Source organism: Streptomyces olivochromogenes (assembly GCF_001514115.1).
In the GTDB taxonomy this organism is placed as follows: Bacteria; Actinomycetota; Actinomycetes; order Streptomycetales; family Streptomycetaceae; genus Streptomyces; species Streptomyces olivochromogenes.
On record NZ_KQ948479.1, the window covers coordinates 55,474 to 73,664 of the forward strand.

The 18,191-nt window shown below is 68.7% G+C and carries 26 protein-coding genes; 3 read left to right on the plus strand and 23 right to left on the minus strand.

All coding sequences use genetic code 11. From position 1 onward, the window contains the following. Positions 1-14: 14 nt before the first annotated feature. The 23 genes from AQJ27_RS44970 to AQJ27_RS45080 all read right to left on the minus strand — a co-directional run bounded on the left by AQJ27_RS44970 (position 15) and on the right by AQJ27_RS45080 (position 15,722). Complete coding sequence (locus AQJ27_RS44970; RefSeq protein ID WP_067382944.1) at positions 15-281, minus strand: hypothetical protein; 267 nt, start codon at positions 279-281, stop codon at positions 15-17. Positions 282-327: 46 nt separating this feature from the next. Continuing rightward, on the minus strand, positions 328-684 hold the full coding sequence (locus AQJ27_RS44975; protein WP_067382948.1) for a hypothetical protein: 357 nt from the start codon (positions 682-684) through the stop codon (positions 328-330). Between the two features lie 2 nt (positions 685-686). Beyond that, positions 687-1,511, minus strand: a complete 825-nt coding sequence (locus tag AQJ27_RS44980; protein WP_067382950.1) for a glycoside hydrolase family 16 protein — start codon at positions 1,509-1,511, stop codon at positions 687-689. A 427-nt stretch (positions 1,512-1,938) separates the two neighbouring features. Further along, positions 1,939-2,178, minus strand: a complete 240-nt coding sequence (locus AQJ27_RS44990) for a MerR family transcriptional regulator (protein WP_067382957.1) — start codon at positions 2,176-2,178, stop codon at positions 1,939-1,941. Between the two features lie 126 nt (positions 2,179-2,304). Beyond that, on the minus strand, positions 2,305-2,988 hold the full coding sequence (locus AQJ27_RS44995; RefSeq protein WP_159064575.1) for a GIY-YIG nuclease family protein: 684 nt from the start codon (positions 2,986-2,988) through the stop codon (positions 2,305-2,307). Between the two features lie 202 nt (positions 2,989-3,190). Next, complete coding sequence (locus tag AQJ27_RS45000) at positions 3,191-3,631, minus strand: hypothetical protein (RefSeq protein ID WP_067382963.1); 441 nt, start codon at positions 3,629-3,631, stop codon at positions 3,191-3,193. Continuing rightward, entirely contained in the window at positions 3,628-3,975 is a 348-nt protein-coding gene (locus AQJ27_RS45005; RefSeq protein WP_067382966.1) for a DUF6221 family protein, read from the minus strand. Before AQJ27_RS45005 ends, AQJ27_RS45000 begins: the two co-directional genes overlap by 4 nt. After that, positions 3,972-4,175, minus strand: coding sequence for a hypothetical protein (locus AQJ27_RS45010; RefSeq protein WP_067382969.1), 204 nt, complete (start codon positions 4,173-4,175; stop codon positions 3,972-3,974). Before AQJ27_RS45010 ends, AQJ27_RS45005 begins: the two co-directional genes overlap by 4 nt. After that, entirely contained in the window at positions 4,172-4,879 is a 708-nt protein-coding gene (locus AQJ27_RS45015) for a hypothetical protein (protein WP_067382972.1), read from the minus strand. The genes AQJ27_RS45010 and AQJ27_RS45015 overlap by 4 nt, the downstream gene beginning before the upstream one ends. 336 nt (positions 4,880-5,215) lie before the next feature. Then, entirely contained in the window at positions 5,216-5,884 is a 669-nt protein-coding gene (locus AQJ27_RS45020; protein WP_067382975.1) for a restriction endonuclease, read from the minus strand. Positions 5,885-5,916: 32 nt separating this feature from the next. Continuing rightward, the gene (locus AQJ27_RS45025) at positions 5,917-8,196 is read right to left on the minus strand and encodes a type IV secretory system conjugative DNA transfer family protein (RefSeq protein ID WP_067382979.1); all 2,280 of its coding nucleotides are present in this window, start codon (positions 8,194-8,196) and stop codon (positions 5,917-5,919) included. A 50-nt stretch (positions 8,197-8,246) separates the two neighbouring features. Continuing rightward, positions 8,247-8,630: a hypothetical protein gene (locus AQJ27_RS45030; protein ID WP_067382982.1), complete on the minus strand. Its 384-nt coding sequence runs from the start codon at positions 8,628-8,630 to the stop codon at positions 8,247-8,249. Then, on the minus strand, positions 8,623-10,638 hold the full coding sequence (locus tag AQJ27_RS53660; RefSeq protein ID WP_079065763.1) for a hypothetical protein: 2,016 nt from the start codon (positions 10,636-10,638) through the stop codon (positions 8,623-8,625). Before AQJ27_RS53660 ends, AQJ27_RS45030 begins: the two co-directional genes overlap by 8 nt. Before the next feature lie 139 nt (positions 10,639-10,777). Beyond that, the gene (locus AQJ27_RS45040; RefSeq protein WP_067382984.1) at positions 10,778-11,374 is read right to left on the minus strand and encodes a hypothetical protein; all 597 of its coding nucleotides are present in this window, start codon (positions 11,372-11,374) and stop codon (positions 10,778-10,780) included. A gap of 1 nt (position 11,375) precedes the next feature. After that, a complete protein-coding gene (locus AQJ27_RS45045) occupies positions 11,376-11,894 on the minus strand; it encodes a DUF6197 family protein (RefSeq protein WP_201264483.1) in 519 nt (172 codons plus the stop codon). Positions 11,895-11,926: 32 nt separating this feature from the next. Next, complete coding sequence (locus tag AQJ27_RS45050; RefSeq protein WP_067382987.1) at positions 11,927-12,940, minus strand: hypothetical protein; 1,014 nt, start codon at positions 12,938-12,940, stop codon at positions 11,927-11,929. Between the two features lie 22 nt (positions 12,941-12,962). After that, on the minus strand, positions 12,963-13,577 hold the full coding sequence (locus AQJ27_RS45055; protein ID WP_067382990.1) for a protein kinase family protein: 615 nt from the start codon (positions 13,575-13,577) through the stop codon (positions 12,963-12,965). A 45-nt stretch (positions 13,578-13,622) separates the two neighbouring features. Continuing rightward, complete coding sequence (locus AQJ27_RS45060) at positions 13,623-13,844, minus strand: hypothetical protein (protein ID WP_067382993.1); 222 nt, start codon at positions 13,842-13,844, stop codon at positions 13,623-13,625. 23 nt (positions 13,845-13,867) lie between these two features. Beyond that, entirely contained in the window at positions 13,868-14,182 is a 315-nt protein-coding gene (locus tag AQJ27_RS45065) for a hypothetical protein (protein ID WP_067382996.1), read from the minus strand. Between the two features lie 47 nt (positions 14,183-14,229). Next, on the minus strand, positions 14,230-14,424 hold the full coding sequence (locus AQJ27_RS56920) for a hypothetical protein (protein WP_159064576.1): 195 nt from the start codon (positions 14,422-14,424) through the stop codon (positions 14,230-14,232). Positions 14,425-14,461: 37 nt separating this feature from the next. After that, on the minus strand, positions 14,462-14,878 hold the full coding sequence (locus tag AQJ27_RS45070) for a hypothetical protein (protein ID WP_067382999.1): 417 nt from the start codon (positions 14,876-14,878) through the stop codon (positions 14,462-14,464). Then, entirely contained in the window at positions 14,878-15,513 is a 636-nt protein-coding gene (locus AQJ27_RS45075) for a hypothetical protein (protein ID WP_067383002.1), read from the minus strand. Before AQJ27_RS45075 ends, AQJ27_RS45070 begins: the two co-directional genes overlap by 1 nt. Continuing rightward, complete coding sequence (locus AQJ27_RS45080; RefSeq protein ID WP_067383005.1) at positions 15,513-15,722, minus strand: hypothetical protein; 210 nt, start codon at positions 15,720-15,722, stop codon at positions 15,513-15,515. Before AQJ27_RS45080 ends, AQJ27_RS45075 begins: the two co-directional genes overlap by 1 nt. A gap of 164 nt (positions 15,723-15,886) precedes the next feature. On the opposite strand from AQJ27_RS45080, the gene AQJ27_RS45085 reads away from it, so the two are divergent. The 3 genes from AQJ27_RS45085 to AQJ27_RS45095 all read left to right on the plus strand — a co-directional run bounded on the left by AQJ27_RS45085 (position 15,887) and on the right by AQJ27_RS45095 (position 18,033). After that, positions 15,887-16,180, plus strand: a complete 294-nt coding sequence (locus AQJ27_RS45085; protein ID WP_067383008.1) for a hypothetical protein — start codon at positions 15,887-15,889, stop codon at positions 16,178-16,180. A 186-nt stretch (positions 16,181-16,366) separates the two neighbouring features. Then, positions 16,367-17,572, plus strand: a complete 1,206-nt coding sequence (locus tag AQJ27_RS45090) for a helix-turn-helix domain-containing protein (protein ID WP_067383011.1) — start codon at positions 16,367-16,369, stop codon at positions 17,570-17,572. Positions 17,573-17,775: 203 nt separating this feature from the next. Further along, positions 17,776-18,033 (plus strand): hypothetical protein, encoded by a 258-nt coding sequence (locus tag AQJ27_RS45095; protein WP_067383014.1) that lies wholly within the window; start codon positions 17,776-17,778, stop codon positions 18,031-18,033. Positions 18,034-18,191 lie beyond the last annotated feature (158 nt).

The window sequence follows — 18,191 nt, forward strand, 5'->3', positions numbered from 1 at the left end:
GCTGGGCGGTCTGTTCAGTCGTCGGCGCGCCAGTGCCAGGTGCCGCCATCTTCGGCGGACCCCTCGTAGGCGACCTGCTCGTTGAAGAACATCCCTGTGGGGTTGAGCACAGCCAGGCTCACCACGGCTGGCGCTGTAGTGACGCCATGCTCGTCTTTGCCCCGGTCGGTGCCCGCCACAACCGCGGTGATGACCGCTGCGCGGCACTCCTTGCCGTACTCGCCGCCAGGGGTGCCGTAGCTGACGTAGTGGACGATGTCGCCGACGCTGGGCTCAGGCATCGAGTGTCCTTCGGGAGCGGAGGCGGATGAAGGCCGATCAGCGAGGCTAGCTGAATTCGCGGTCGTTGAAGTCGTGGCCGCAGGACTTGAAGTCGTTGGCGCTGGTCCTGCCGTACTGCCGTTCGGGGGGCCGGTTGAGGTGGTCGATGCCGTCGGCCTTGGCGTGGGCCAGGTCGAGCAGCTCGGCGAGGCTGCATTCTCGGCCGTACTCATCGACGATGGGCCCGGACAGTGCGCGTCGCACCCAGTGGGCGAAGACTTCGTCGCGCGGCCATTCGGGGTCGGCGCGGAACAGGAATCGCCAGCCTGCGGACGACTTGCCGAGGTGGATGCGCTCGGATTCCGCGCAGTGCTCGCAGGCGTTGGGGCAGGACGGGGTGTTGACGTAGTAGTTGGTGCCCATGGTCAGCTCCAGGTCCAGCCGCGCACGTACTCGATGTCCATCTGGGCGCTGGTGTTCGGCTTCGGCGCGGCGCCTTCGAGGGCGGTCTCGTTCTGGATGTCCCAGCTCATCGGCGTGTTGGGGACCGCGGTGGTGCTGTGGCCGGCCGTGCGCCCGTCGATGGTCAGGGTGACGCTGCCGGGCTGCCAGGTGATCACGGTGGTGTGCCAGTCGGTCCACTTCGCGCGGGCGTCGTAGGCGTCCTGGTCGCCGCCGATGCTGTTGAGGTGGTGGGCGTAGCCGTTGACGCTGCCCGTCCAATTCCCCTCGGGGAAGTCGATCTCACAGTTCGGGCAGGCGCTGTCCGTCACGGGCCAGAGCAGGTGCGCGCTCTTGTAGCCGGTCGCGGCCTTGGAGACTCGCCACCGTTCTTCGTACCGCCCGTACCGCTGGCCCATCAGGGCCTTGGGTACGACGGTCGCGGAGTGGACGGGGCCGCTGGCGCCGCGCCACATGCGGATGTGGAGCTGGCCGCCGGAGATCCACAGGGTGGTGGCGGGGTCGTAGTAGCCGCCGACCGGGTAGTTGCGCTGGGTGGCGGTGTCGGGCCAGCCCGCGGGGTACGTCCACCAGGCGGCGCGGACGCTGCCGGTGAGGCCGCCGCAGTACGCCTTCGGGGTGTCCGCGGCGTGGTTGCAGTCCGTGAAGTGGCCCTTGGCGACGGGGGTGTTGAATCCGTCGGCGTAGCGGAGGTGCCAGGTTGGGGTGCTGCCGGCCGCGGTGGGTGCGGTGAGGCTGGCGAGCAGGAGGCCGGCGGCGAGTGCGGCGGTGGTGAGGATGCGGCGCATGGCACCCCCAGGTCTATGGCGTGGTGTTGCTGGGTGTGGGGTCCGACGCTCTCGGTGTAGTGGTCGGCGTGGGTGTGGGCGAGGGCGACACGGGCGGGGTCGGCTGGAGTGTCGTGGATGGCGCCGTGCTCGGCGACTTGCTCGGTGTTGCCGTTGTGGTGCTGGGTGCCGGGCTGGGGTTGTCGTGGGTGCAGGCGACGGGTCCGACGAGGAATCCGGCGACGAACAGGGCGGTGATGAGGGGGCGGCGCACGGTTCTCCTCGTATGGGGTGTTGGCGAGTCCCGCCGCCCTCGGCGGGGGTCCGATCGGGCGGCGGGACGCTCAGGGTTTGTGTCCGCCCGGTCCCCTTCCCAAGGGCCGGGCGGACGTGGGCCGAGCGCGTGGCGCTTCGAGGCCCGTCCCTGCGGCGCCCACCGCAGGGAGATCTAGGCGGCGTCGACGATCCGGGTCCGTCCCTTGATTTCGGGCGGCGGCGTCGGGGTGATGACCTCTCGGGTTTCCTTGTCACGCTCGGCTGGGTCGATCTCCATGAGGTCGTAGCGGGCGTTCTTGCCCTTGCCGTAAACCTTGATGCGGCCTTCGGATGCCCAGCGCCAAATGGTGCCGACGGGTCGTCCTGTCCAGAAGGCGACGTCGGCGGCTGTGGCGAGCGCTACGGAGGGCATGGTCACCTCCAGATACGACGAAGGCCACCCGTGTGGAGGGTGGCCTTAGCGCGAAAGTCGTGCGATCTAAGCAGAGCCTGACTTCGCGATCACTGATTGTCAAGCCCATACGGCTTTTTGCGCCCCTCACGCCACTTTACGGCGCCCTTCAGCGAGCGACCTGAGATCGGATAGCAAGTAGAGGCTCACGCCGTCGTCGTCTACCACGAAGGGTTTCAGCTTGCCTCGGTGTTGCCATACGGCCGCCGTGTTGTGGCGGATGCCCAGGAGACTGGTTGCTTCCCTGAGGGTGGACAGGTCCGGCTGGAGGGGAGGCCCGGGTGTTACGGCAGCAGTGGCGGGTCTGCGTTCCAGCCCCGCCAGCGTGGGCCATTCCGGGTCCGGGGGACCGAACTGATCCGCCACAGCTGCAATGTGCGCATCTAGCGCTTCATCGCGACGGAAGTACTCTCCCCTGCTGGTCACCCGGATGTTGCGGAATTGCTGGTGACGCAGCGACTCCCCTTCGCGGCCGCCGGGTTCCCAGGCAAGCACCTCGTCGGGGAGCAGTGCTTCGAACCTCTTGTACGGGCTGGTTGTCGTCCCGATTTTCACGAGGCGCCCGCGGAGGGCGTAGTACACGATCGATGCGGGGATGCGCCCCGGCTGGCGTGCGGCTGCCAGCCGCTGTTGCTCCGCAAACTTCTCCCGACCCGCCTCTACGGCTGCGCCAACCTCTTGCATCGTCAGCGTTCCCCGCTCTGTGCGCTTTTGCTGGAGCTGGACTGCGATGAAGGTGAATGCCGGGTCGTCTGTGTCGATCAAGTCCATGAGGGTCTGGATACTGCGCCGAACACCATCTCCGACACGGATCCTCTCCTGCCAGTCTCGGGACAGGCGAGGTCGCCTAAGCTGTGGCATGTCGATCTCCTCTGAAGGTCGGCCACGCCCCGGGATCGGTCGCACGGTCGCCGGGGTCTCAACTGTCCCAATTCTACCGGCTTTTGGATCTATTCGCCGGGATTCTTGCAGGTCATTCGGGGTGGCAGCAGTTCATGGCGTCGCATTCGTCCGGCAGATGCCAGTCGCCTCGACACCCGCACGGGCAGCCGCCCATCTTCCCGGAGGCGATGAGCTTGCGGGCTTTGGCGAGGAGCAGGTTCTCGGGGATCGGGCCGAGCTGGGCTTCGAGGACGGCGTGGACGTTCCACCGCATGCGCCAGTTCATGGACGAGGTGCCGGGGGTGCGCCGGACGGCGTCGAGGAACGCCTCGTCGGGGATGTCCTTGCACTGCATCGGGCGGCCGTGGACGAGACGGATTCCGTCGGGACGTACGGTGCCCTCGCGCAGGTCGGGGTGGAAGGCGAACATGAAGGACGCTTGTGCCTTCTGTAGGGCGTCGACTGCGCGGCTTGCGTCGATGGTGATCTCGATCGTTACAGGCTCGGGCTCGTCTTCAGGCTGCTCGTTCACGGCGTCCACTCCTCGCCTTTGTGGTCGGGGTGCCCGGCAAACGGCTGGGCCAGGAGGCACAGTGTCTTCTCGGCCGCGTCCAGTGCCCCGTAGTGGTCGACTTCCGTGTCGCCCTCCGCGGCCGTGAGCATCCCGACCATGTGGTCGATGAGGGCGAGCTTGGCTTCGACGTCGGCAAGGACGCGGGCAGGTAGACCACAGTTGCAGGCGCCTGTCTCGTTGTTTGGGTGCAGGACGTCAGGCAAGGACTCGCAGTCTCTGTGATGCGACTCTTCCCATACGTCCTGCTGACGGGCAGCATCCTCGGCGAGCCGTGCCCGCAGGAAGTCGGCGATCTCGTTCACGGCTGTCTCCTGACTGTGGGCCGTCCGCCGATCCCGGTTTTGATGCTGCCGCCGGGGTGGAGGTGGCCGTCGGCTTGGGCGAGCATGTCGAGGCCGCGTCCGAGGACGGCGACGGGGTCTTCGCCGCGGTAGCAGCGGCGGAGGATCTGCCACATGCGGATTGTGGGCTGTACGAGGGGCAGGGAGCGCAACCCGGTCACGCTGCGACTCCTGCCGTCTCGGCAAGCACTTGTTCTTGTGCGGCGCGGAGTTGGCGCCACTCTCCCAGGGTTTCCCAGCGGGTTCCGCAGGTGGCGCATCGGACGCGGTGGGAGGTGGCTGTGGCGGTCAGTGGCTGTCCGCAGAGGGTGTTGTCGGTGCGGGTGGGGCATAGGCCGATGGCGACGCGGCCGGGCCGGCGTTCGTTGTTGACGATGGCGGTGCATTCGCCGTGGAGTTTGCGGAGGTCGTCGATGTCCTGGCCGACGGATTCGTAGCTGGAGCAGGCCCAGAGCAGGTTGTTGGCGAGGAACGTGGCGTGGGCGGGTACGGCCTGGGCGGGGCTGCCGCGCCAGGGGGCGACTGTCCAGCCGAGCGCGTTGCGCCACGCGTCCTCGATGTCACGGAGCCGGGCTGCGACGCCGCCGGGGCCGACGAGGGCGAGAACTTCGAGCCGGGGCGGGATGGGCGGGGTCTTCGAGCCGGAGCTGCCGCCGCCTATCCGGCGGGCGCCGCGCATGAGGGCGGCTGCGGTGTTGAGCTGCCGGAACAGGGTGGGGAGTTCGGTGATGCGGCGGCTGGTGGCGTCTTCGCAGGGCCGGCAGGCCTGGCGTCCGGTTTCGGTGATCCAGAGTTGCCGGTTGCAGCGGGGGGTGCTGCAGGTCGGCCACAAATAGTCGTCGAGCGCGGTGGGCTGGTCGTGCACGGTCGGCTCCCTCGTCTGCGGGCCGGCCCCGCTGCCCGGGGGAAGTTGGGCGAGCCGGAGCACTTCGGCTTGGTGTTGATGCTGTCGCAGGTTGGGGGGTTTGTCTGAGACGCCTTCCCCCGGGCGGGACCGTGAGCGCGCATGAGGCGGCCCCGCCGGTCTGGGGATGACTGGCGGGGCCGGTGTGCTCGGGGCCTGGGGAGGGCTGGTCCGAGCTGGGTGTTGCGCGGCTTGCGGTGCTTGGGGCGGGGGGACGCTTCCGGAGCTCCGGGCCGTGCACGTCTGATGGTGGCGTACGGGCGGGGCTTTGTCTGAGCCGCTTCCCCCGGGGCTGGCTCACCGCCAGGGCGGGAGCCCGCCGTTGGCCCACTGCACGAGCGCGTCGCCGTTGATGAGGCGGATCGGCTGGGGCAGCATCGCGTTGGTGTCGACGGCGGCGCGGGTGAAACCGGCGGTGGTGACGATGGCGGCAGCGTGGCAGTGGTGGATGTCGCGGTAGACGCCGTTGGTGGTCTGGACGACCGGGGAGCCGACGTTGTTGCCGTCCTGGTGGTGCTTGCACTGGATGAGGATGCGGCGTCCGTCGTTGAGGTGGACGAGGACGTCGGCGCCGCGGTCGTTGGCCTGGCCTACGGCGGTGGCTCGGGTGACGGAGGGGTCCTTCTGGGCGAGTTCGGCGATGGCGCGTTCGAAGCGGGCCGGGGTCATGCGGTGGAAGGCGTCCAGGGTGCGGCGGCCGCGGGCGGGCAGCGCGGGTCGGTAGAAGCTGAGGCCGTTGATCCTCTCGATGAGCGGGGCGAGGCGGCGGGGCCGGACGGCGCGCAGGACGAGCAGGGCACCTATCAGGGCAAGTGTGGTGGCGGTGAGGACGGGCCAGGTCTTGGCGATGCCCATGAGGGTGATGGCGATGCCCGCCCACCACCAGCCGAGGCGGGGTAAGCGGCGCCGGTAGCGGGTTCGGGTGGGGCGCTTGGTGCGGCGGGTCGTGTTGTGGGTGGCGGTCATGAGGGTCTCCAGGTGAGGGGCGGGGGCGATGGCTACGCGTCGGTGTCGTCCGGGGCCGGGCCGAGGCCGTAGTAGCCGCGGACTTCCTTGCCGTTCTCGGTCTGGCGGTGGATCTTGTCGGCCTTGACGAGGCGGGAAAGCGCGTTGTCGAAGGTGGATCCCTGGACTCCTGCGAGCTTGGCGATCTCGTTCTTGTCCTTGTAGATGACGTCGATGCCGAGTGGGTCGGAGACGTCCTCGAGTGCCCGCAGGATCTTGTCGTCGGCGCTGGCGGGCTTCTTCGGGGTGAGGTCGATGCCGCTGAACAGGACGGAGCTGCCGCCGTCTTGGTCGTCGCTGTCCTCGTCGCTGGGCAGGACGGAGCGGGCGGCGAGTTCATGCCGGTCGTCCCAGAACGGCCAGTCGGCGGGGTGGGTGATGTTGTTGGTGTCGATGTAGGGGGCGGCGTCCTCGAGGATCCACATCCGCATCATCTCGGCGTGTCCGCCGGGGCTGGCGGCGAAGGCGAGGCCGAAGGTCCGCTCGGGGTCGTCCGGCGGGGTGTTGGGGTCGTACACCATTTCGCGGTCGCCGGACCAGGCCGGGGGGATGTCGGCGGGGTTGCAGCCGGCGAAGTTCTCCGGCAGGTCGATGAGGGTCTTCTGCTGGGAGTCAGAGCGCAGCAGGATGAGGGATCCGCCGTAGAAGATGTTGTCGCGGATGGCTGCTTCGCCTCCGAGCTGGTCGAGTTGCATGATCTGGTTGGCGAGGATGATCGGCATGCCCATGGAGCGGCCCAGGCTGGCGCCGGCCTTGATGATGAACTTGGCTTCCTTGCGGTGTTCGGCGCTCTCTCCGAGGAGCTGGCTGGCCTCGTCGAAGATGAGGGGCGCCCAGGGGCGTTCGGGGCTGGGCTGGAAGTTCTTCATCTGGTCGCGTGCGGACTGTTCCACGCGGTGCATGAGGCCGTGGTACCAGATGCGCAGGGAGCCCATGGCGTCGTCGATTCCGAGGCCGGGGTGGGCGGCCATTTTGGTGATGGCTGGGTTGGAGGATCCCTTTGGGTCGGCGTAGATGATCGCGGATCCGTTGACGTGGTGGGCGAGGGCGATGAGCTGGAGGGTGCCGCCCTTTCCGGATCCGGTGACGCCGGCGACAAGGACGTGCTGGGAGCCCAGGGCGGGGTCGTGGAGCTGGATGCGGGCGGGGAAGCCGGAGACGCCGGGGCCGATCTGGATGTAGCCGTTCTTGTTGGGCTTCAGGACGTGCAGGCCGGGGAACGCGGCGCCTTTCTGGAGGGGGTTGTGGGTCATCTTGCGGATGACGGCTTCGCGGGGGTTTTGGCGGGGCTCGTAGGAGATGAGGATCGGGGTGGTGCGGAGGGCTCCGGCGAGGGCGTTGCGGTCGGGGTGCGGAAGTCGGTCGAGGTCTTCACCTGCGACGACGAGGGCGACCTGGCCGCCGGTGTTCGGGTCGTCCTGGACGTTCTCCAGCTTGGTGCCGGCCATGAGGCCGCCGGGCTTTGACACCCACTTGCGCCATGCGCCAGTGAGGGTGGTGGGGTCGAGTTCGGCGGGTGCGACGAGGTTGACGGTGATGTGGCGTTCGCCGGCGTGGGCGCCGTGCTTGAGCTTGATCCAGCTGGGGTCCCGCTTGAAGAGGCTGGAGATGGTTTCGGCTGTGACGGTGACGGAGGATCCGGCGGGGGCGGTGATGGTGCCGGTCCAGCGGGCGGGGCTGGTGGTGCGGACGGTGAGGTCCTGGCGTTTGTGGCTGCCGGTTTCGGTGTTGGAGATGTGGTCGTACCAGCGGCGTGCGATGCGGTCGGCGTCGGTGAGGGGCAGCGTGGCCGCGGCTGCGGCGGTCTGACCGACGGCGGCGGTGGTGGCGGTCTTGGGCGGGCGGCCGAAGAAGTTGCGGAGCTTCCACGGGACGATGCCGACCGCGGCCCACCAGCCGAGGGAGACGATCCCGGGGATGGAGGGCAGGCCGAGGATGCCGGCCATGAGGGCGTCGGCGCCATCGGATCCGAGGAGGGTGCCCATTCCGAGGGCCATGCCAGTGGTGAGGGTGCTGATGAACATGGGGCTCTTGTGGGCCTGGACGATGTCCCCGGCGGGGAGGTTGCCGATCAGGCCTGCCGGTAGCCGGTTCATGTAGTTGGCGGTCATGAATCCGGCGGCGCCGCCGTAGGCGATGGCCGCGGTGAAGGCCGCGCCGCCGTCGAGGAACGGCGCGATGATGCCGGTGGCAAGGGGTGCGGCGCTGGTGATGACGGCGATGGTGCGCTCTGCGGAGGCGGCGCGGGGCTGGGCGGCGGCGGGCGTGGTCACGGCGTTCTCTCCTGGACTAGGGGTCGGTGCGGGCAGGGGGCGGGTGGGGGCTATTCCTGGGCGAACCAGGCGCGGTTGACGTCGTAGATGTGGCTGCCGACGGATGAGCGGCTGACGGCCTCTCCGATGCCGTGGTGGCTGTCCTTGTTCTGGTCGCGGGCTGCCTGTGCGGACCGGGCGGTGGTGTTGCTGGCGGCCGCGTAGCTGGTGGCTGCGGCCTCCAGACCGGCCATGATCTTGGCGAGGTCGCGGGTTTCGCCGACCGTGGCGGAGTCGACGCCCAGGGAGCCGATGCCGTCAGCGACCTGTCCGGTGTCCCGGGCCTCTTCGATCATGTTCGTGGCGTAGCCGCGGATTTCTTCACTGCTGCGGGCAACGTCCTTGGCGAGCGCTGCGGTGGCCTTGTCCAGCTGGGCGTAGGTCAGTTCAGGCATGGGTCATCTCCCGGTAGTAGGCGAGCTCGGCGGGGGTGGTGAGGGGAGAGTTCACGACGGCCTGGTAGATCGGCTCGTAGCGTTCGCTGGCGTTGGCGTGCAGCGCCCGGCAAGCCTCGACGGCGCGCAGCGCACGCTTGTGGAGCTCGGCGGCCTTGCTGGCCTGGACCATGGCGTCGTCCGAGAGTTTGGCGAGCTTCCCGGCGAGCTTGTCTCCGCCCTTGACGGCCTTGGCCTGCTCGAGGAGCTTGATGACGGCCTTCGCCTGCTCCTGGGCGTGCTGCTCGAGGACGCGGGTGGCGTCGACGACGCGGGTCATGACGTCGGTCTTCTGCTCGAGTCGCTGCTGGAACCGGCGCAGGGTGCGGACTTCGCCGCGTGACATGGAGTCGCGGTAGTAGTCGTTGGTGCTGTACAGGTTGACCGTGTCTTCGGTGATGTGGTTGGCCCAGACGGGCTTCACTTCGTTGTCGGGGTCGGCGGCGGGCGCGGGCGTGGTCGGCGGGGGTTCGGTGGGCTTCGGCGGGTGGTAGTCGGCGCTGCTGGCCTGTCCGGTCACGGGGACGTCCTTCTCTCGCTGCTGCTGGAGCTCCTGCTTGCGCTGCTGGTGGGCCTTGTCGAGGCGGGCCTTCTCGCGTTCGGCAGCTTCAGTGGTGTCGCGGTGGCCGTCTTTGAAGCCGTCGCGGTAGGCCTGAACGTGAGCGACGGCTTTGGCGGTGCGGGAGCCGTCGCGGTAGCCGGTCTCACGGGAGTCCTGGGTGTTGACCTGTGTGCCCTGCCCGGTACCGGGAGTGGCGCCGGGCTTCTGGGGGGTTTTGCCGTCCGGTGCGGCCGCGCCCTTGCTGTCCTTGCTGCCCTTGGCGTCCTTCGGGTCCGTCTTGGGGTCCTTCTGGTCTGCGGCCTTGGGGTTGAGGTCCTTCGGGGTGTCGGTCTTCTTGGTCTGGCTGGTCTTGTCGGCCGCCAGGGACTTCTTCGGGTCGGGGCTGGCGTCGGGCTTCGGGCCCGTCTTGGGGTCGCTGTTCTTGGGGGTGTTGTTCTTGCCGCCGTCCGGGGCGGGCGCGGGGGCCGGCGCCGGAGGGTTCTTGCTGGCAGGTCCGGCGGGTCCCTGGGGGCCGGCCTTCCCCGTACCAGCGGGACCGTTGCCCGCGGGCCCGTGCTTGCCGTCCTTGCCGGTGCTGCTCTTGCTGTCGGGGCTGTTCTTCGGGGTGGGGGTCTTCGGGTCCTTGGCCTTGGACGGCTTGTCGGTGCCGCCGGTGTTCCCGCCGCCGCCCTTGGCGGAGCCGTTGCTGTTGCCCTTCGCGCCGTCGTTCTTGGGGCCGCGCGGGCTGGCGCCGGACTGGCCGCCGGATCCTCCGGACGGTCCGCGGCCTCCTCCCCCACCGGTCCCCGAGCCGCCGCCACTGCCACCGGACTTGCCGGTGGATCCGTTCCCGGACGATCCCGGCTTGTTCTTCGGCCCCTTCGGGCTGTGTCCGCCGCCGCCTTTGCTGCCCAGGCCCTTGCCGTTCCCGGGCTTTCCGCCGCCGGACGCGCCAGAGCCTCCGCCGGAACGGCTGGAAGTGCCGCCGAACAGTCCCCCGCCTGCCCTGTTAACCGAAACGGTGCGGGTTTCCTTTACCTGGAATGCATTCGCTTTCGCCTTGGAAATGTCGAGGCGCTTGTTGCGTGCGTCGGCGCCTTTCTTCCAGCGTTCCGCTCCGGCGAGGAGCCAGGCGCGGATGACACCGCGTTCCTGCCGCGTATTGGCGGCCGTTTTCGAGTCGTTCCGGGGGGTGTTTTCGTCGTTGTGGTAGGCGGCGCTGGAGGCTCCCGAGGAGGTCTCCTCGTTGGCGCCGTGGCCGGCCGTTTCGGTGGTGGGGTTGAGGTCGAAGGCGGGGGTCGCCGGCCGGGCGGGGTCGACCGCGGCGAACAGGGAGGTGAGCGCACCCGGCTGGGGGCTGCGGTTGGTGCTGGCCGCGGTCGGGTCGTTGGGGTCTGGTACGGCTGCAGAGACCGTGTCGGCCGCCATCAACGTCCTCACTTTCTGTGACGGTTGGAGTTACTTCCTACTGGCCTCCCACCCCGGAAAGACCTGCCCGGGGCGGATCATGGGGCGGGAAGATCGGCGTTCTTGGGCTGGGAGGGAGGTAGGAAGTAACTCAAGTTGGTTACGCAGGGTTGTTGCGGGTGCCCTTGCGGACGGCGATCGCGACGCCGGCGACGAGGACGCCTCCGGCGATCAGGAAGCCGGTGCTCGTGCCCGTCTTGCTGGTGTCGGTGGCGGACGCCGCGGTCTGCATGTCGTCGCCGCTGGTGCTGGTGTTGTACTGGGCCTGGCAGGCGTCGACGATGTCCCGGTAGGAGGAACTGAGGGACTTCCCGACGAGGTCCTTGCTGTTCGCGACGCAGGCGTCGACCTGCTTCTGCCGGACACTGTCCGTGCTCGTCTGGGACTTGTTGACCTGGCTCTGGACCTTCAGCTTTTCCAGCTCGAGGAGGTCTTTCTTGTAGGCGATTTCCTGCGCCTTGGCCTCGCTCTGCGCCTGGTCGGCCGAGTACATCTGGTAGCCGACGAGACCTCCCGTCGCGATGGCGGCCGCGCTGATGGCGAGGGCGACCTTTCCGCGCGGTGTGAGACCGGTCTTCACGGGATGGGCGGAAATTCCGTAGGGGGTGGGGTCGGCGTATTCGGGCTGAGGATTGGGGGAATTCACGGTGTATCCCTCGCTGATGACGCGGTCGAATTCGGGGTCGTGGGCAGGCATTTCACTCTCCGTTCTGTCGTGCGAGGCGGGCGGCGTGGGTGAGGAGGGTCTCTACGGCGGGAAACTGCTGGTCAGGGAGGTCGTTCCAGGTGAAGAACTGCATGCCGATCCCGGCCTGGGCGAGGGCGGCCTGCATGTACTCGACGGCCCTTTCGCGGGCGGCGGGGGTGACGTGTCCGGTCTTCTGGAGGAGGTTCTGGGCGCCGCGGACGCACATGCGGCCGGTGGGGGTGACGTCGACGGACTGGCACCAGCCGTACCGGCGGAGGAGGGCGAGGGTCTGTTCGAGGTGGGTGGAGGGGCGTTGGGGGGTCGGGTTCTGCCACCAGCCGAGGTCGGCGAGGAGTCCGCGGACGGTGGCGGGGAGGAAGCGGTGGGACCAGGACGGCGTCTCCGGCACGGGCGCCGGCACCGGCCGGGGGGCTGCTACCGGGGTCCGGGTGGGGGCCGGGCGCGCGGGCGCCGCGGACGGGGTGGCCGTCCGCGACGCCTGCGGGGGGATCGTGGGGGCGGTGCGCATCGGGGGTCCGGTCTCCTTCTTCGTGGTGCGGGTTAGAGGTATCCGCCGTCGGTGGTGGTGCGCTGCTGCTTGGTGCGGGACAGGACGGTGCGGACGTACGCATCACTCGCATCGATTCCGTGATGCGCGAGGCGCGCCACGATCTGAGGCGCTGATGCGGTGGGGAGCGCATCGCGTACCACTCGGACTGCGGCAGCCTTGGAGAGGCCGTCGAGGTGCAGCGCCGCATCACCGTTGTGGGGCGCCACGGTTCGGGGCGCGCCACTGGGCATCTGGGGCGCATCATGGCCGCGAGCTGCGACTTCACTGACCGCATTAGTACGCGGGACGATGCTGCGAACCGGACTGTGGGGCGCCGGTGATACGCCGAGGACGACGGCCGCATCAGCAGAGTGGTGCGCATCGTCGGCCTGGTGCGCATCGTCGTGATGCTGCGTGATGCGCTCCGTATCACCGGTGGTGAGTTCGAGGGGGCGGCGGCGCATCAGGTCGCGCTGCCGGTCCTGCCGCGTCAGCTCGATGTCGAAGTCGGTGGAGACCTCCGTCATGAGGAGTTCCGCGCCCATCTGGCGGCGGCGCATCTCGATGCGGTGCTGCTGTTCTTCGAAGACCATGCCGCGTTCCATCTCGGCGAGGGTGTGGAGTTCGTCGTGGGTGAGGGCGGCCGGGTCGCGGAGGTCTGCGAGGGCGAAGACCCATACGACCTTCGCGCCGAGGGGGAGGAAGGGGCCGACGACGGCCAGGGCGAGGCTGTTCTTCTCGATGCCGTGGAGGGAGAGGAAGGAGGCGACGAGGAGGAGGGTGATCCAGCCGACGGTGGGGACGGGCCATGCCCGGCGGGCGATGCGGAGTCCGCGGGCTTCGGCGATGATGACGGAGCCCCAGACGATGTCGGCGCCGGAGGCGGCGGTGAGGGCGATGGGGCCGGTTCCGATGAGGTCGACGAGGCTCCATGTCGTCCAGGCCAGGGAGGCCAGCGACAGGAAGACCGCCGGGTACAGAAGCGGGCTGCTGCGCCGCTTCGTGGGGGCCTGGACGGTAGTCACGGGGATCGGTGTCCTTTCGAGTTCAGGCGGTGCAGTAGGGGGTGTTGGGGAGTCCGGTGAGGGCGGCGATGGCGTCGCCGGTCAGGTGGTGGTGCTGGTGGAGCGCACTGGCGACGGCGGTGACGGCTGCCCAGTGGGTGTTCAGGGCTTGGTCGGCGAGGTCGTGAATGTGCTGGTAGTGAACGTCTTTGTCGCCGAACCCGACGTGGGGGTTGATGGCGAGGAAGGACGCCCGGTCGCTGTGGGCGGCTACCTCATTCGCGACGGCCCGTGTGGGGCTCCACAGTCCGGCTTCGTGCAGCCACCGGTCTGCGGCGCGTTCGCCGGCTGCGGAGTAGATGGCGTAGGCGTGGCCGTCGGCGAGGTGGCAGGCGTAGGTGATACCGCCTACTTCGGTGGTGGCCTCGCCGTGGACGATTTCGGCGGAGTGGAGGTGGGCTCGCGCGGTGAGGACGGTGATCGCGTGTCCGGATTCGTGGATGGCCCGGAGGTAGTCGAGCTGCGTTTCGGTTAGGCCCAGGGCGGTGTCGCTGTCGTCGCCAATGTCGGCTGCGTAGTTCCGGGTGGGGTAGGGCTGGCCGATAACACAGATGCCGTCGTGCCACGTGCTGGCGGGCGCTGCCGGGGTGCTGGTCATCGGGATCGGTGTCCTTCCGGGAAGTTCGGGCGGGCGGTCTGGGGGTCAGTGGCTGTGGTGGATGGGGGCCTGGAGGACCGTGTCGGGGGCGGTGTTGGCGGCGAGGGCCTCGAGCGCGTCGGCGATCCGGTCCAGGGCGACGGCCTTGGCGAGGCTGGCGTGGACGTCGGCCTCGTGGAGCTGGCCGGCGCTGAGCCGGTTGAAGCCGTCACGGGGGATGAGGGCCTGGCGGGCGAGCTTGCGGTATTCGGCGGCGGTGTCGGCCATGGGGTTCGGTGTCCTTCCGGTGGTCAGGCGGCGGGCGCCCAGCGGGCGGCGGTCTTGCGGAGGGCTTCGTGCCAGTCGCCGGTGAACGCGGCGGGGGCTTCGGGGTAGATGTCGGATCCGATGATCTGGAAGACCCGCATGCGGGCCTGCGCGTCCAAGATCTGAGGCACGCGGGCCTCGACGTACGCCTCGTACGCCTTGTGGCTCTCACTGGCCTCCGCGGTCCCTTCGCCGCGCCAGGGGCTCCAGTCGGGGTTCTGGGCTACGTACTCGGCGCTGGCCTGCACGTGCGCGGCGTGGCGTGCGTTGTCGTCGGCGTCGGTCATGGTGTCGATCACGGCGTTGGTCCTTTCTCGTGTGGTGCGGACGGGTGGTCGGGGGCGGGTCAGCCGCGGCCGATGGCCTTGCAGGCGTCGCAGACTCCGCCGTTCCAGTTGTCGAAGACGCCACCGCAGCCGTTGCACTGGCCGGAGTTCGCGACCACGTGCCACAGGCGGATGGCCTTCTTCTTCAGGTCCTTCATGGGGTGGTGCTCCTTCCGGTGGTGCGCGGTGGGGTGGTTGCTGGTCGTGCTCGGCACCGGGCCACCGTGGTGGCTGACCCGGCACCGGGCGCGGTCAGAGCGGGTTGAGGTCGTAGACGGTCTTGGCGATGTCGGTGCGGGGGGTGATGTAGGCGTCGTGGTCGGCGAAGTCGGCGCCCGCGGTGCGGGCCTGGTCCTGGGTGTCGGTGGGGAGGGTGCGGAGTGCCGGGTTCTCGTCGGCGTTCAGCAGCCGGGCGACGAGGGCGGCGATGAGGGCGGCCACGTCGATCTGCTGGCCGGCCGGGTCGGTGGATCCGGCGAGCATGGTGACGACGGTCTGCGTCTGCTGGATCGTCAGCCGGTCCACGGCCAGGGCGCGGACGCCGTCGGCGATGAGGTCCAGGCCGTGGTGGAAGCCGGCCAGGTCGTCGAGGAGGCCGGCGAGGTCGTCGTTCAGGGGCGGGACCGCGTTGTCCGCGGTGTGCACGTGCGTGCCCGGGTGCGCGGCCATCAGTCGTCGTCCTCATCCGCGTACGGGTCGACGATCTCGCCGAACCAGTCGTCCAGAGCCGCGATCGCGCGGGGCATGTCGACCTGCCGGTGGTCCAGCACGGTCTTCGTGATCTCACGCGGATCCAGCTCGAGGAACGTGTCGACGATCTCGGCTGCCAGCTCCGGGTCAGTGGAGATGAAGGCGTCCGCGGTCCACTCCCCCGAGTCGATGACCTCGCCGGTCTGGCCTTCCATCCGCGCCATCAGCTCGGCACAACGGCGGGCAACGCTGGCGTCGTCGACCTCGATGAGCGCTTCAATGGCGGGCTGGGCCTGCTGGAACGCGGCACGCAGCTTGTCGTCGTGGGCGCTCATCGAGTCGATGACGTCGGCGAGGGTTTCGGCCTGCTTTGCGGACAGGTCGATGCTGTGGCAGCGGTCGACGTCGTCACCGGTAACCCCGATCGGGGCGAGGTTCAAGCGGATCGTCGGCTTGTCACCGGGCTTCCGCAGTCCCTCCAGCAGATGCAGGGCCTCGGACAGGTGCTCGATGGCCCGGTTCCGAACCGCCTTCTCGGCCTCGCAGAGGGGGCAGCCGGTGACGAAGCGGAGGGTCTTGAGGTGGTTGTGGCCGGCGTCCGGGTTGCGTTCCATCAGACCGTCACCTTCTTCACGATGACGAGGAAGGAGTCGGCGGCGAGGTCCATGACGACCTCGGCGGGCTGGCCCTCAAGGCGGAGGGCCTCGGCGAACTCCTCAGCCGGCCAACTGCCGCGCGGGGCGCCGGCGGGGAACGACTCGAGGACGGTGGTCTTGGGAGTGGTGCTAGCACTGCTTGTCGATGCGCAAGTAACATCACGCATTAGGTCGACCTCCTGGTGAAGCAGGGGTTCGGCTGTCCGTTCCGGTGTTGAAGCACCGTTCGGGACTGGGAGCCCCGGTCGGCCACAACCCGACCGGGGTTTCTTGCTGTACCGACACTACGACAGTACTTGCGCATTGACAAGTACTATGGAGAGGTGAGTTCATGGCAGCAGCAGACGAAAGGAGGGAGATCCCCGAGATGGTGACGTTCACGGAGATCGCAAAGCGTGTGACGGACCGGCAGCTGGTCCCCAGACCGATCACACGCCAGGGCGTCCGGCACATCGCGGAGACCGACCCGGCATGGCCGGTACCGGCCGAGAAGTGGATGAAGATCGGAAACGCCTGGGCGATGCCGTGGGAGCCCGTCGAGGAGTTCTTCAAGAACCGTGAGGTCCGCGGGCGAGGCCCAGCCAAGGCCCAGCAACGACAGCCAGAGGTAGGCGACGAGGGCTGACAGTGCGCCCGCATGCGGTCCTCCAGAGTCGTCGATCAGTACTGACTCCATGCCAGCACCGGTCGCAGGCCTCGGAGTTGAGGCGGCTGTTGGCAATCAGGCCGACGATGATTTGCCAACAGACAAAGACCGCGAACAGGGCGCCAAGCCCTCCCGGCGAGATGAGAGAGGAGGAAGACTCGGCGCATGACGACCTTCCCGGAACTGCTCCGTGAGTGGCGCCTGGCTGCCCACATGTCCCTCGCGGACCTGGCCCAGCGCGTCCGCTACGACCGCACGTCGCTGCACAACTTCGAGACCGGCCGCCGGCCGACCCCGTTGTCTGTGGCGGAGGCCGCGGACGAAGCGACCGGCGCGAACGGCGCGCTGGTGGAGGCGTGGAACCGGGAGGACCTTCAGCGGCGGGAGGCTGCGGCAACGCACCGGGTGAGGGCTGCGGCCCTGGCCATGACGCGGGATCTGACCGCGCTGGCGGACCTGGACATCGCAGAGCTGCAGGACGGTGTCGCCATTACGGCGGTCGACTATCTGGCTTCTCCCCCGGGTCCGATGATGGACCGGGCGCACGTGCTGCGCGGTGAAGCGTTCGAGCGGATCCGGTCCGGGCATCACCGTCCGGCTGACCGGTCCGATCTGTACGTGGCCGCGGGCCGCCTGTCCGGGGTGCTGTCGTACGCGCTGCTGGATATGGGCGATGCGGACGAGGCGCTCGAGCACGCCACCGCGGCGGGCCGGTGCGCCGAGTTCGCCGGGGACGCCGAGCTGGCCGCGTGGGTGGCGGGTACGAAGTCGCTGATCGCGCGCTTCCAGGGCGACTACGGGCGCGCGCTGGAGTACATCCGGGACGGCTACCAGTGGGTTGGGGCCGGGCACGGCACCGGTGAGGCGCGTCTGCGCTGCGGTGAGGCCCAGTGCCTCGCGAACCTCGGTGACAGCCGGGCCGCGAACCAGGCCCTGGACGGCGCCGAAGCCGCACGGGAACGGATCCGCCGCCCGGACTCTCTCGAGGGTCTGTTCGGGTTCTCGAGGGCGAAGCAGTCCTACTACGCCGGGTCCAGCTTGATCTGGCTGCAGGGCGGCCACGACGCGGAGCGCGCGGCGCGGGAAGCCCTCGAGGCGATCGCGCTGTGGCAGTCCGGTCCGGTGGAAGAGCGGTCGCTGGATGACGAGCGGCTCGCCCACATCTACCTCGCCACGGCCCGGGTGCAGCTCGATGACGTGGAAGGCGCGGCCGATGCCCTGGTGCCGGTCCTGTCGTTGCCAGTGGAAGAACAGATTTCGTGGATCGTGAAGCGAATGGACCGGGTGGCGGGAATGCTCGGTGCTCCCCGGTACGCCGGTAACCAGACGGCTACCGAGACTGTCGAGCAGATCAACGCCCTTGCGGCGTGAAGGAAGGAGCGTGTCAGGTGCGTAGCCCGCCCTGAACAGCAGAGACGGCCGATCCGGGTTTCCCCGGTCGACCGCCTCCACGCCGGCGTACTGCGAATACGACCCGGCAGCACAGAGACCCACTCCTGAAAGAAGGACCTGTACGTGTCGAGCCTAGCGACAACTTCGAGAACATCGAAGTTCAAGGGTGCCGGTGATCCCCAGTGACCCGCAAAACACCCACCTTCGTCACCTTCACCACCGGCGCCCAGCTCCTCATCAACGAGGGCCTGGTGGAGAGCATCACGCCCGACGGCCTCCGGTACATCGCCCGAAAAGCCAAGGACTGGCCATTCGGGGACAAGCCCGGAAGGCACCCCTACGTCATGGTCGGCAACGCGCGAACCATGGAAACCGGTGTCTTCCTGGCGTACTTCAAGGCAGGACCGCCTCGAGGCGGCCGCGGGCCGAACAAGTCTTAGGTCGCGTCTCCGACCAGCTCAGATCGCAGCCTGAGCCCGGAAACGCCGAACGGCCGGCTAGAGGTCGCAGCGCCCCATACCGGCCGTCCAAAGCACAACCAGCGGATTGGCGTCCGCTGGCTCGAGAAGTCCCACATGCGATTGAGCGAGGCTTCATG